The organism is Kribbella sp. NPDC004875 (assembly GCF_042873375.1).
Taxonomy (GTDB): Bacteria; Actinomycetota; Actinomycetes; order Propionibacteriales; family Kribbellaceae; genus Kribbella.
This window is the reverse complement of sequence record NZ_JBIALI010000010.1, coordinates 121169-133858: the sequence shown is the minus strand read 5'-3', so window position 1 is coordinate 133858 and position 12690 is coordinate 121169. Positions and strand designations below refer to the sequence as shown.

At 70.7% G+C, this 12690-nt stretch carries 13 protein-coding genes; 4 read left to right on the top strand and 9 right to left on the bottom strand.

Annotated elements, in window-relative coordinates:
• Positions 1 to 44: 44 nt before the first annotated feature.
• From ACFYRH_RS39615 to ACFYRH_RS39600, 4 genes are all read right to left on the bottom strand, one after another.
• Positions 45 to 743 carry an aminotransferase class IV gene (locus ACFYRH_RS39615; protein WP_387785834.1) on the bottom strand — a complete coding sequence of 233 codons (699 nt, stop codon included), beginning with the start codon at positions 741 to 743 and terminating at the stop codon, positions 45 to 47.
• The gene (gene pabB / locus ACFYRH_RS39610) at positions 736 to 2094 is read right to left on the bottom strand and encodes an aminodeoxychorismate synthase component I (RefSeq protein WP_387785832.1); all 1359 of its coding nucleotides are present in this window, start codon (positions 2092 to 2094) and stop codon (positions 736 to 738) included. Before pabB ends, ACFYRH_RS39615 begins: the two co-directional genes overlap by 8 nt.
• 42 nt (positions 2095 to 2136) lie before the next feature.
• Positions 2137 to 2916 carry a class I SAM-dependent methyltransferase gene (locus ACFYRH_RS39605; protein WP_387785829.1) on the bottom strand — a complete coding sequence of 260 codons (780 nt, stop codon included), beginning with the start codon at positions 2914 to 2916 and terminating at the stop codon, positions 2137 to 2139.
• A gap of 76 nt (positions 2917 to 2992) precedes the next feature.
• Entirely contained in the window at positions 2993 to 3697 is a 705-nt protein-coding gene (locus ACFYRH_RS39600) for a metal-dependent transcriptional regulator (RefSeq protein ID WP_387652793.1), read from the bottom strand.
• 60 nt (positions 3698 to 3757) lie between these two features.
• Here ACFYRH_RS39600 and ACFYRH_RS39595 point away from each other — a divergent pair, with 60 nt between their 5' ends.
• The 4 genes from ACFYRH_RS39595 (at position 3758) to ACFYRH_RS39580 (ending at position 7561) form a co-directional block, all read left to right on the top strand.
• Entirely contained in the window at positions 3758 to 5074 is a 1317-nt protein-coding gene (locus ACFYRH_RS39595) for a cryptochrome/photolyase family protein (RefSeq protein ID WP_387785827.1), read from the top strand.
• 170 nt (positions 5075 to 5244) lie between these two features.
• The gene (locus ACFYRH_RS39590; protein WP_165549724.1) at positions 5245 to 5637 is read left to right on the top strand and encodes a GntR family transcriptional regulator; all 393 of its coding nucleotides are present in this window, start codon (positions 5245 to 5247) and stop codon (positions 5635 to 5637) included.
• Positions 5634 to 6512, top strand: a complete 879-nt coding sequence (locus ACFYRH_RS39585) for an ABC transporter ATP-binding protein (protein WP_387785824.1) — start codon at positions 5634 to 5636, stop codon at positions 6510 to 6512. Before ACFYRH_RS39590 ends, ACFYRH_RS39585 begins: the two co-directional genes overlap by 4 nt.
• Positions 6509 to 7561, top strand: a complete 1053-nt coding sequence (locus tag ACFYRH_RS39580; protein ID WP_387785822.1) for an ABC transporter permease — start codon at positions 6509 to 6511, stop codon at positions 7559 to 7561. The genes ACFYRH_RS39585 and ACFYRH_RS39580 overlap by 4 nt, the downstream gene beginning before the upstream one ends.
• Here the strand turns inward: ACFYRH_RS39580 and ACFYRH_RS39575 are convergent.
• The 5 genes from ACFYRH_RS39575 to ACFYRH_RS39555 are packed head-to-tail and all read right to left on the bottom strand — an operon-like array spanning position 7527 to position 12604.
• The gene (locus ACFYRH_RS39575; RefSeq protein WP_387785820.1) at positions 7527 to 8768 is read right to left on the bottom strand and encodes an APC family permease; all 1242 of its coding nucleotides are present in this window, start codon (positions 8766 to 8768) and stop codon (positions 7527 to 7529) included. The genes ACFYRH_RS39580 and ACFYRH_RS39575 overlap by 35 nt on opposite strands.
• Complete coding sequence (locus ACFYRH_RS39570) at positions 8768 to 9604, bottom strand: ketose-bisphosphate aldolase (protein ID WP_387785818.1); 837 nt, start codon at positions 9602 to 9604, stop codon at positions 8768 to 8770. Before ACFYRH_RS39570 ends, ACFYRH_RS39575 begins: the two co-directional genes overlap by 1 nt.
• An 8-nt stretch (positions 9605 to 9612) precedes the next feature.
• Positions 9613 to 10527, bottom strand: a complete 915-nt coding sequence (locus ACFYRH_RS39565) for a 1-phosphofructokinase family hexose kinase (RefSeq protein ID WP_387785815.1) — start codon at positions 10525 to 10527, stop codon at positions 9613 to 9615.
• A complete protein-coding gene (nagA, locus tag ACFYRH_RS39560; protein ID WP_387785813.1) occupies positions 10515 to 11645 on the bottom strand; it encodes an N-acetylglucosamine-6-phosphate deacetylase in 1131 nt (376 codons plus the stop codon). Before nagA ends, ACFYRH_RS39565 begins: the two co-directional genes overlap by 13 nt.
• On the bottom strand, positions 11642 to 12604 hold the full coding sequence (locus ACFYRH_RS39555; protein ID WP_387785811.1) for an ROK family protein: 963 nt from the start codon (positions 12602 to 12604) through the stop codon (positions 11642 to 11644). The genes nagA and ACFYRH_RS39555 overlap by 4 nt, the downstream gene beginning before the upstream one ends.
• Positions 12605 to 12690: the final 86 nt, after the last annotated feature.

The window sequence follows — 12690 nt, the reverse complement described above, 5'->3', positions numbered from 1 at the left end:
AACCCGGTAGGTGCGGGGGCGCCCCCTCACCTGGAGGGTTGGGGTTACGGGAGGCGGGTGGCGAGGGTTTCGAGGTGGGACTGCCAGAGCTCGGCGTGGGAGTTGGGGAGCGGGTCGATCGCGGACGCGCCCCAGGCGTGGATGGGGCGGATGCCGTGCAGGGCGTTCACCAGCCAGGCCTCGGTGGTGTCGCGGAGGGCTTCGGGGGTGACGGGGTGCTCGGCGATCTGCACGCCCTGGGTGGCGGCGATCTGACGGAGGAGACGGGCGGTGACCGACGGGAGGAGCGGGCGGTCGGACGGCGGGAAGCAGAGCGTGTCGTCCTCCCACCAGGCGACCGCGGAGTACGCCGCCTCGAGCACGGTCCCGTCGGTGTCCAGCAACAGGATCTCGTCGGCGCGGTCGGGCGCGGTCTCCTTCAGCTTGCCGAGCAGCTCCAGGTCGGGACCCTTGACCCGCGGCGCCGTCCGCGGATCCGGACCATCGTGTACGGCGACCCGCACCCGCCCGCCGATCGGCGGGGCCGGCCGGAGCTGGACCGCGAGCTCGCCCGGCGCCTTCAGCTCGAACCGCGGGAACCACCGGCCGAACCCGGGCAACCGCGCGATCTGTTCGTCCCAGAAGCGTTCCGCGGGCACCCCGGCCGCGGCGCAGGACCGGACGAACCGGTCGCGGTGCAACTCCAGTCCCCGGACTTTCCCGTTCGCCACCAGGAACGAGTCCGCCACCAGCAGATCACTCATCGCCCCCACCTCTCCCGCCGACGGCTGCCGTTGCCTTCAGCACCATTTCGTCGTACTCCGCGACCGGGTCGGAGTCCAGCACGATGGCACCCCCGGCCCCCACCACGGTCTCGTCCGGAGTCAGCACCGCCGTCCGGATCACCACACTCAGGTCCGCGCGCCCGTCCACGGTCAGGTAGCCGAGCGCCCCGGAGTACACCCCCCGCGCGCTCGACTCCAGTTCGTCGATGATCTGCATCGTGCGAATCTTCGGCGCCCCGGTCATCGACCCCGGCGGGAAACAGGCCCGGACCGCGTCCACCGCGGTCACCCCGGAGCGCAGCCGGCCGCGGACCGTCGTCACCAGTTGGTGCACGGTCCGGTAACTCTCGACCTGCATCAGCTGCGGCACGTTGACGGTGCCCGGCTCGCTGACCCGGCCGAGGTCGTTGCGGATCAGGTCGACGATCATCAGGTTCTCGGCGCGGGTCTTGTCGTCCTCGGCCAGCGCCTTCGCGGCGAGCTGGTCCTGAGCCGGGTCGAGGTCCCGCGGCGCGGTGCCCTTGATCGGCCGGCACTCGGCCCAGCCGTCCGCGTCGACGGTCAGGAAACGCTCCGGCGACGAGCTCGCCACCGCGAGGTCGCCGTACCGCAGGAAGGCGGCGTACGGCGCCGGGTTCGCGGACCGTTGCCAGCGGAAGAACTCGAACGGGTCCTGGACGGCCGGTAGCCGGACCCGGTTCGTCAGGTTCACCTCGTACGTCTCGCCGGCCTCGAGCTCGGCGATGACACGGGCGATCCCGGCCAGGTACGTCGCGCGGTCCTGTTCGAGGTGGGACTCGAGATCGAGCCGGGCGATCGCGGGGGTGTCGACCGATCCCATCCACCAGTCGGCGGCGGCCTCCTCGGCGCGGTCCAGCCAGTCCTGCCCGGCGCCGGGCAGGTCGAGGGCGACCAGCCAGGTGCGATCCCGGTCGTGGTCGATCACGACGAACCGGTTCGCCCAGATCCACAGCGCGTCGGGCGTCGACGACTCGTGGGCGGCCACTCCCCCGGTCAGGGCCTTCAGCTCGTAGCCGAAGTACCCGACGTACCCGCCGCAGAACAGTCCTTCGAGTTCGGCCGGCGGCTCGGCGGCCCGCGCGGCGAGCAACGCGTCGAGCTCGGCGAAGACGTCGCCGTCGGCAACATCGCGGACGATCACCTCGGCGCCGTACGACGTCCCGAGGACCGAGATACGCCGGGGCACCCGGTCGGTCAGGCTGCCGTCGAGCCAGAACGCGACCGGTTCGGCGGCCAGCAGCTCGCGGTAGACCGTCTCACCGTCGAGCGCCCGGTCGAGGATCCGGACGGACCAGCGCAGCGCACTCACAGGCACACGGTACCGACCGCGCGCCGCTGATGGACCCCGTGATCAGGAGACGGTCAGTGCGACCTTGGTACGCATCGCCGTGATCCGGCGGATCGGGATCGCGACCTCGAGCCCGTCCTTGGCTTCCGCGCGGTCCGCGAGCCAGGCCGCGGCGGTGTCCCGGCGTACGTCGGGCGTGCCCGGGAGATAGAGCGCGTTCACCAGCCGGAGCGCGTCGTCACGACTGCGGATCATGTACACGTACCGCTCGCGCTGGCTCTCCATCACGTCGAATCCGGCGTGCTTGAGCTGGTCCTTCAGCTCGGTGATCTCACCACCGGCCGGGAACTGCGGCGTCGACCGCAGCCGCGTGGCCAGACCGCTCAGCGTGCGGATGTCGCCACGCCGCAGCGGGCGGACGGCCGGCACGATCGCAGCCAGTACGCCGCCACGCCGCAGTACCCGGGCCGCTTCGGCGAGCACCTCGGGTAGCGGCTGCAGGACCATCAGGCCCATCGAGCACGTGACGACGTCGAAGACCTCGTTCGCGAACGGCAGGTGTAACGCGTCCGCCTGCACCTTCGGACCGGGCGCCCCGGCGAGCTGGGCCGGGTTGTTGTCGACCCCGACCACCCACCGCCCGTACAGCTCACGCGCCACCGGCCCGTTACCGCAGGCGAGATCGAGCACCCGGCGCGCCTCACCGGACACCGCGCGGACCAGCCAGCGGTAGGGCGTGTGATCGCCCGCCACCGCGCGGGACAGCAACGCCTCGGTGCTGCCCGGCGCTGAGGTGTGGAACTCCCGCAGGTACTGCGGCCAATCAACAGGATTCTCTGACATCGCGATCCGACGCTACCCGCTGGCAACCCGACGTACTCCGCCGGGTGCTGAGCGTTAACGCAGTGTTGACTCTCTCTCAGACCCGGCTGACGAAGATGTGGCCGGCGGTCTCGTCGCTGATCACGCCGCCGGCTTCGCGGCTGCCGACCAGGACACCCTCGGCGTCCAGGGTCGAGTCGACCTCGCGACCGGGCAACGCACCGGCCTTGCGGAGCACCGCCATCGCTCCGTCGTCGGTCTGGACCGGCTCGGCGATCCGGCGGACCAGCACCCGCACGCTCTCACCGGTGGCCGTGTCGAGCACCTGGTCGAGCGGCTCGACACCGATCCGGAAGTCCTCGATCCCGCTGGCCTGGCTGCTGGTCTGCAGCTCCTCCAGCCCCGGGATCGGGTTGCCGTACGGCGATTCGGTCGGGTTGCCGAGGAGCTGGAGCAACCGCAGCTCGACGGCGTCGCTCATCACGTGCTCCCAGCGGCAGGCCTCGGCGTGCACATCCTCCCACTCGAGGCCGATCACGTCGACCAGCAGGCGCTCGGCCAGGCGGTGCTTGCGCATCACCCGGACCGCCTGCTTGCGACCGACGTCGGTGAGCTCCAGGTGCCGGTCACCCTCCACCTTGATCAGACCGTCCCGCTCCATCCGCGCGACCGTCTGACTGACCGTCGGACCGGACTGGTGCAGCCGTTCGGCGATCCGCGCCCGCAGCGGCACGATGCCTTCTTCTTCGAGCTCGTAGACGGTCCGCAGGTACATCTCGGTGGTATCGATCAGGTCGCTCACGACAACCATTCTCACCTATGTAGGCAAGCCTCACCCAATTCCGCTGGGTACAGGCGGAGGATGGGCCCAGTGACAGCAATGATGTGGTTTCGGCGAGACCTCCGCCTGACGGACAACCCCGCGCTCCTGGACGCGGTGACCGCGGGCGATGGGCGGGTGCTGGGCGTGTTCGTCCTGGATCCGTTGCTCTGGGGGCGGTCCGGCGACCCACGCCGTGAGCACCTGGCCGCTTCGTTGCGGGCGCTGTCGGAGGCGATGGACGGCCGGCTGGTCGTGCGGCAGGGCGATCCTGCAAGCGTCATCCCGGCGGTCGCTGCGGAGGTCGAGGCGGCGAGTGTGCACATCAGCGCGGACTACGCGCCGTACGGACAGCAACGCGACGAGGAAGTTGAAGCCGCGTTGAAGTGTCCGCTGGTGCGCACGGGGTCGCCGTACGCGATCGCTCCTGGGCGGGTGCTGAACCAGCAGGGCCGGTCGTACCTGGTGTTCACGCCGTACTACAAGGCCTGGCTCGCGCACGGCTGGCGGCAACCGGTCGAGGCGCCCGCGAAGGTCGAATGGGTGACCGCAGACGGCGAGAAGCTGCCCGAGGGTACGGCGGACGGCGCCGGCGAGCACGCCGCGCGCGAGCGCTGGCACGAGTACCTGGACAGCGTGCGCGAGTACGACGACCAGCGCGACCGCCCCGACCTGGACAGCACCTCACGGATGTCGATCCCCTTGAAATGGGGCGAGCTGCACCCGCGGACGATGCTCGCGGACCTGGCCCGCAAACGCAGCGACGGCGCGCAGGCGTACGCCCGCGAACTCGCCTGGCGGGAGTTCTGCGCCGACCTCCTGGCGCGCTATCCGGAGGCGGCGTGGAAACCGCTGCGGTCCGAGTTCGAGAAGATGCAGTACGACGAGCCCGGCGAACTGTTCGACGCCTGGCGCGAGGGCCGCACGGGCTTCCCGCTCGTCGACGCGGGGATGCGGCAGCTCGCCGAGACCGGGTTCATGCACAACCGGGTCCGGATGGTCGTCGCGTCGTTCCTGGTCAAGGATCTGCACGTGCACTGGAAGTACGGCGCGCGCTGGTTCATGCAGTCGCTGTACGACGGTGACCTCGCCTCGAACTCGCTGAACTGGCAGTGGGTGGCGGGCTGCGGCGCGGACGCCGCGCCGTACTTCCGGATCTTCAATCCGGTCGGTCAGGGACTGAAGTTCGACCCGCGGGGCGACTACGTGCGGCGGTGGGTCCCGGAGCTCCGGGGTCTCGAGGGCAAGGCCGCGCACGAGCCGTGGAAGCACGGCGGCGCCGACGGCTACCCGGACCAGGTCGTCGACCACGGCGAGGCCCGCCGCGAATCGCTCCGGCGGTACGAAGCCATTCGCTGAGGCGGACCGCCAGCACTCATCAACCGCCGCGCGGCGGCACACCGCACGCTCAGCGCGCCCGTCAGCCACCCCCGTCGGCGTGGTTGATGAGTGCTGCACGTCCACATCCCTTGACGCAACACTCGACCACACCCCTATAGTGCTAGGTAACTAGATGAATGGGGTTATGGATGATCGAGTTCCATCTGGACGGCCGGTCGGGGGTCTCGCCGTACCAGCAGATCGTTCAGCAGGTCCGGAACGCGTTGCGGCTCGGGCTGTTGCGGGAGGGTGACCAGCTGCCGACCGTGAAGGACGTGGTGGCGGCGCTGGCGATCAACCCGAACACCGTGCTCAAGGCGTACCGCGAGCTCGAGCACGAGGGGCTGGTGCAGGCCCGGCCCGGGCGCGGCACGTTCGTCACCCGCACGCTCACCGACAACACGCTGGCCGCGCACGGCCCGCTCCGCCAGGACCTCCGCCGCTGGCTGGCCAAGGCCCGTAAAGCAGGCCTCGACGACGAGAGCATCGAGGCCCTGTTCCTGACCACCTTTCGGTCCGCCGCTCAGGAGGACATAGCTTGAACACCGTTCTGCAAGCTCAGGGGCTGGGGAAGAAATACGGGCGGCGCTGGGCGCTGACCGATTGTGAGCTGGAGGTTCCGGCCGGGCACGTGGTCGGACTGGTCGGGCCGAACGGCGCCGGCAAGAGCACGTTGCTGAATCTGGCGGTCGGCATGATCACGCCGAGCGCCGGCGCCGTCGAGGTACTGGGGGCACCGGCCGGAACGCAGCAGGCGAAGGTCGGGTACGTCGCACAGGACACGCCGACGTACGCGCGGTTGAGTGTCGCCGACCACCTGCGACTCGGAAGGCGACTGAACCCGGCGTGGGACGAATCCCTTGCGCGGCAACGGGTTCAGCGCCTGCAGCTGGACCCGAAGCAACGCGCCGGCCGGCTGTCCGGTGGTCAGCGCGCGCAGCTCGCGCTGACGCTCGGGTTGGCGAAACAACCCGAGTTGCTGATCCTCGACGAACCGGTCGCCGCGCTCGATCCGCTCGCGCGCCGGGAGTTCCTGCAGGACCTGATGGAGGCGGTCGCCGACCAGGAGTTGAGCGTCGTCCTGTCCTCGCACCTGGTCTCCGACGTCGAGCGTGCCTGCGACTACCTGATCGTCCTGGTCGATTCACGGGTGCAGGTCAGCGGCGAGATCGACACGCTGCTGGCCACGCACTTCCGGTTGGTCGGTCCGCGGCGTGACCAGAAGGACCTGCCGAGGAACCAGCACGTGGTGACCGCGAGCCACACCGACCGGCAGTCGACGTACCTGATCCGGACCGACCAGCCGATCCTCGATCCGGCCTGGACGGTCACCCAACTCACGCTCGAGGACCTGGTGCTGGCCTACATGGGCCGCGACGTCCAGCCCGAGCGCCCGGTCCTGGAGGTGCAGCGATGATCTGGCTGACCTGGCGGCAGTTCCGCGTCCAGTTCCTGGTGGTCGCCACGGTGGTCGTCGCGGCCGCGGTCTTCCTCGCCGTCACCGGCCCGGGTCTGGCCGACTCGTACCACCGGCTCACGACGACCTTCATCGACAGCCTCGCCTACGAGCGGCTGAACCCGTTGCTCTACCGCATCGGCCAACTCCTGCTGTACGCCGTGCCGCCGGTGATCGGGGCGTTCTGGGGTGCACCGCTGATCGCACGCGAACTGGAGACCGGGACACACCGGCTGGCGTGGAGTCAGAGCATCTCGCGCCGGCGCTGGCTCGCCGTCAAGGTCGGCGTCACCGGCCTGGCCGCGATGGCGATTACCGGCCTGCTCAGCTTCGCGGTGACGTGGTGGTCGGCCCCGATCGACAACGCGCTGAACGCCGGCCAGGACTCGAACACCTATCTGCCGCGGATGTTTCCGTCGACCTTCTCCGCCCGTGGCCTGGTGCCGATCGGCTACGCCGCGTTCGCGTTCGCTCTCGGCGTCGCGATCGGGCTGGCGGTCCGCCGTACCCTGGTGGCACTCGCGATCACACTGGCGGCGGTGATCCTGATCCAGATCCTCACGCCGTCGTTGATCCGGCCGCATCTGCTGGCCCCGGTCGACAGGTACATCGCCGCGACGGCAGACAACATCCGCGGGTTCGGGATCAGCGGCGCCGGGGCGAACCAACAGGTGAAGGAGATAGAGGTCGCCACCGGTGCGATCGCCGCCTGGAAGGTGTCCGACACGACGGTGGACAAGTCCGGCAAGGAATTGAGCACCCTGCCCGACTGGACCATGGCGTGTGCGCCTGGTCCCCCGCCGGCCGGGCCGAAGCAGCAGGTGCGGACCACGCCGGCCGAGGTGGCGTGTTTCCAGCGGCTCGCCGATGAGGGCTATCGGCAGCACGTTCGCTATTTCACGGCCGGCACCTTCTGGGATCTGCAGTGGCGCGAGTTCGGGCTGTTCGTGCTCTTGGCGTTGGGCCTGACAGGCTTCAGCTTCTGGCGGATCCGGCGCGACCTGTCATGAACCGCCGGGCCAGCAGTCCGGCGGCCAGGACGCCGGCGGCCGCGACCGCCGACACCCACGGGAGCGTGACCGCGAGGACGACACAACCGGTCAGGCCGATCACGTTGACGGCGCGCGGCCAGCGCCGCTGATCGGCCGGCTGGGTGAAGGCGGAGGCGTTCGCGATCGCGTAGTACAGCAGGACGCCGAACGAGGAGAAGCCGATCACCCCGCGCAGATCGGTGGTGAGGACGAGGATGCCGACCACCGCGGCGAGCGCGAGCTCGGCGTGGTGCGGCACCTGGTAGCGGGGGTGGACCGCGGCCAGCCAACCGGGCAGGTCGCGGTTGCGGGCCATCGCGAGCGCGGTGCGGCCGATGCCGGCGATCAGGGCGAGCAGGGCGCCGAGGCTGGCCAGTGCGGCGCCGATCCGGACGATCGGCACCGCCCAGATCGCACCGACCCCGTCGACCGCGGCCGCGAGGGGCGCCGCGGTCGACGCGGGGTCGACGGTCCGGAGCAGCGCGAGCGCGACCACCAGATAGATGCCGATGGCAAGAACAAGCGCGATCGAGATGGCCCTCGGGATGGTGCGCGCGGGCTCCCGCACCTCCTCACCCATGGTCGCGATCCGGGCATACCCTGCGAACGCGAAGAAGAGCAGGCCCGCCGACTGCAGCACGCCGTACGCCGTGGCGCCGCTCGTCGCGTGCTGCCGCGGGGAACCGGCGAACAGGACGACCAGCACGACGGCGAGGATGGCGAGGGTGCAGGTGACGAGGATCCTGGTCAGGCGCGCCGTCCTGGTCACGCCTCGGTAGTTGACTGCCGCCAGCGCGAGGACCGCCGCCAACGCGATCAGCCGGCGCAACCAGTTGATGTCGGTCACGTAGGTGGCGAATGTCAGGGCCATCGCGGCGCACGAGGCGGTCTTCCCGATCACGAAGCACCAGCCGGCCGCGAACCCCCACCACTCGCCGAGGCGTTCACGCCCGTACACGTACGTCCCGCCCGACACCGGGTAGACGGCCGCCAGCTGCGCCGACGACACCGCGTTGCAGTAGGCAACAACCGCGGCGATCACGAGACCGATCAGCAGACCGGACCCGGCGGCACGCGCAGCCGGTGACCAGACCGCGAACACCCCTGCGCCCACCATCGATCCCAGCCCGATCAGCACCGCATCCCCGAGCCCCAACCGCCGCGCGAGACCGGGCCGGTCGGACATCAGACGGCTTTCAGGACACTCAGCAGCCGGGCCACCTCGGTGGCTACCGTGTCGCGGGCCGGGCCCAGGTACTTGCGGGTGTCGACGAGTTTCGGGTTCTCGGCGAGCACCTGGCGGACCTTGTCGGTGAAGACGTTGTTCAGGTGCGTCGCGATGTTGACCTTCGTCATGCCGGCCTCGACGGCCCGGGTGAGGTCCGGGTCCGCGACACCGGACGAGCCGTGCAGGACCAGCGGGACCGCGACGGCCTCGTGCAGCTGCGTGATCAGGCCGAAGTCGAGGGTCGCCGTACGTTCGGTCATCGCGTGCGAGGAGCCGACCGCGACCGCGAGCGCATCGACGCCGGTCGCTTCGGCGAACGCGACGGCCTCGTCGGGGCGGGTGCGGGCGCCGGGGGCGTGGACGCCGTCCTTGCCGCCGACCTCACCGATCTCGGCCTCGACGAAGACGCCGTGGTCGTGGCAGTACTTCGTCACCTCGACGGTCGCCGCGACGTTCGCGTCGTACTCGAGCTTGGAACCGTCGTACATCACCGACGTGAAGCCGAGCGCGACAGCCTCGGTGACCAGGTCGCGATCCATCGCGTGGTCGAGGTGGACGACGACCGGCACCGTCGCGGCGGCGGCCGCGGCGAGGGTCGCGACGCCGATCGGCTTGAGCGCGCCGTGGTACTTCACCGCGTTCTCGCTGATCTGCAGGATCACCGGCGCACCGGCCTGCTCGGCGCCGGCGATCAACGCGGTCGCGTGCTCCAGCTGGATCACGTTGAACGCGCCGACACCACGACCGGCCTTGGCGGCGGCCAGCACGACCTCGGCACCGGATACCAACGGCATGAGTTCTCCTAATTCACAGTCACTTGAGGCTGCCAGCGCCGGTAGGCGGCGAGATCGATGTCTCCGGCAACGGGCGTCAGAACCGCGGCGGCGGACGCGGCCACGGCAGATGTGAGGACGACGGGCCAATCCGGCTCCGGCGACTCCGCGACCGCGGCGGCGACGACCGCCGTACACGCGTCGCCCGCGCCGGTCGGGTTGCCGCGGACGGTCTCCACCGGCAGCGCCCGCCAGACACCTTTCTTGCTCGCGGCAACCATCCCGCGCGGTCCGTCGGTGATCACCGCGGCGGTCGCACCGCGCGCGACCAGCTCGGATGCGCCTTCCTCGACCTCGACATCACCAACAGCCGCGCGCAACTCGGCCGCGTTCGCCCGGACGACAGCACCCGCGCCCGCGGCAGCGGTCAGCGCGGCACCGCCGGCGTCGATCACCGTCAGTACGTCGTGATGCCGCGCCCGCACCGCGAGCTCGGCGTACGCGTCAGCCGGCAGGCCCGGCGGCAGGCTCCCGGAACACGCCAGCACCGCCAGCCGTCCCCACGGCATCCGGTCGCCGAACGCGCGCCACTCGTCCGCGGTCACCGACGGCCCCGACTCGTTGAAGATCGTCGCGTCCCCGTCCACCCCGTTGACCACGGCGACGGTACGCCGGGTCTCGCCGGCGATCGGGGTGAGCAGCGCGGTCAGCCCGGCGTCGAACAGTTCTTCGGCGACGAGTTCACCGGTGACCCCACCAACGAATCCGAGGACCAGCGCCTGATGCCCGAGGGTCGCCGCGACCCGGGCGACGTTGACACCCTTGCCGCCCGCGCGCCGGCGTACCTGCTGGACGCGGTGACTGCCGCCGACCACCAGTTCGTCGACGTCGTAGGTGACGTCCAGCGCCAGGTTGAGGGTGACGGTGCCGATCAGTCCAGCCATGATCCGGCCCGCATCACCTTCTGGACGGTGTAGCCGGCATCCAGCAGCACCAGGTCCGCGCGCTTGCCGGTCTCGATCGAGCCCACGTCGTACCAGCCGAAGTTCTGCGCCGGGGTGGTCGAGGCCATCCGGGACGCGTCGACCAGCGAGACGCCGGCCTGCACCGCGTTCCGGTAGGCGACGTCCATGGTCAGCGTGCTGCCGGCGATCGAGTGCGTGCCGTGCGCGAGCGTGACCAGGCCGTCCTTGACGTCGACCTCGAGGTCGCCGAGCTTGTACCGCCCGTCCGGCATCCCGGTCGCTTCCATCGCGTCGGTGATCAGCGCGATCCGGTGCACGCCGGCCGCGGCCAGCGCGACGCGGACCACCTGCGGGTCCAGGTGCATGCCGTCGTTGATCACCTCGAGCAGCAGCCGCTCGTCGTTCAGCGCGGCACCGACCGGACCGGGATCGCGGTGGTGGAACGGCCGCATCCCGTTGAACAGGTGCGTCGCCACGGTCGCACCGGCGTCGGCGCCGGCGACCATCTGCTCGTACGTCGCGTCCGTGTGCCCGAGCGCGGCGACCGCGCCCGCGTCGACGACCTGCCGGATCGCGTCCAGCCCGTTCTCGAGCTCGGGCGCGATCGTCACCATCTTGACCGCGTCGCCGAGCACCTTGGCGACGTCGTCCTTGAGCGGCGGCCGCAGCAGCGACGGCTCGTGCGCACCACAGCGCGCCGCGGACAGGAACGGCCCCTCGAGGTGCACGCCCGCGATCACGCCGTCCTCGAGCAGCTCCGCCAGGCAGGCGGTCTGCGCGACGAGTACGTCGAGCGGCGCCGTCACCAGGCTGGCCAGCGTGGTCGTCGTACCGTGCTTGGCGTGAAAGGCCGCGACCTTGCGGGCCTCCTCCGGATCGGTGGTCGAGTACGTCGACCCACCGCCACCGTGGGTGTGGATGTCGACGAACCCGGGCACCACCGTCACGTCACCGAGGTCCTCGGGCCGCTTGCCGTCGGCCGGCATCCCCTCGGACCGCCGCCCGAACGCGTGGATGTCCTCGTCGACCACCTGGATCCAGGCGTTCTCCAGAACGTCGTCCGGCGTCACCAACCGCCCCACGCGGTACGTCGTCATGCGGTCGCCTCCTCGTTGGCGCGGTCCCAGGCCATTTGAGCGGCGCCGAGCATGCCGGCTTCCTCACCCAGCACGGCCGCGACGATCTCGGGCTCGCGCTGGAACGTCAGTCGCGCGTGCACGCCTTCGCGCAGCGGTTGCAACAGCGTCTCACCGGCGCCGATCAGACCGCCACCGATCGCGATCCGGGTCGGCGCGACGAGGGTCGTGTAGAGCACCAGGGCGTCGACGAGGGCGGCCAGCGCATCCTGCCAGACCTGCGCGGCGTCGGGGTCACCGGCCGCCAGCAGCTCCATCACCTCGCGGGCGCCGTCCACGGTGCGGCCGGTGCGGGCGGCGTACCGCCGGGCCAGCGCGGCAGCCGAGGCGACCGTCTCGAGACAGCCCCACTGGCCGCAGGCGCAGAGTTCCGCGGCGTCGCCGTGAATGAACTTCGAGTGACCGAGCTCACCGGCGTACCCGTCGCCGCTGACCAGCGAGCCGTCGACGATCATCGCGGCCGCGATCCCGGTCCCGAGCGGGAGGAACATCGCGTTCGTGGTCCCGGTCAGGGCTCCCTGGCGCAGCTCGGCGTACCCGCCGGCGCGGACGTCGTGGGCCAGCACGATCGGTACGGCGTCGCCGCCGGTCGCCTGGACCGCGGCCTTCAGTTCCGCGAGGACCGGCGTACCGGCCCACTCGAGGTTCTCGGCGCCGACGGTGCCGTGCTCGGCGTCGATCACGCCGGGCACCACGACCCCGATGGCGCGCACCCGATGGCCCTCGGCGGTCGCCTTCTGGCCGAGCTCGACGACGGTTTCCAGCAGGGCGTCGAGCACGGCGCGGCCGCCGTCACGCGGATCGGCCCGGGGTGTCGGCCTGGTCTCGCGGTGCAGCACGGCACCGTCGGCCGCGACCAGGCCGCATTTCATCCGGGTTCCACCGAGGTCGACGGCAACCACGACTTCACAGGGGTCCACGGAGCGCCATTATGCAGCGTTTCTGCCCCGCCCGAACATCCGTGAGCAAAACGCGGACAAATTCAGGCGGACCACTGGACGCGCTG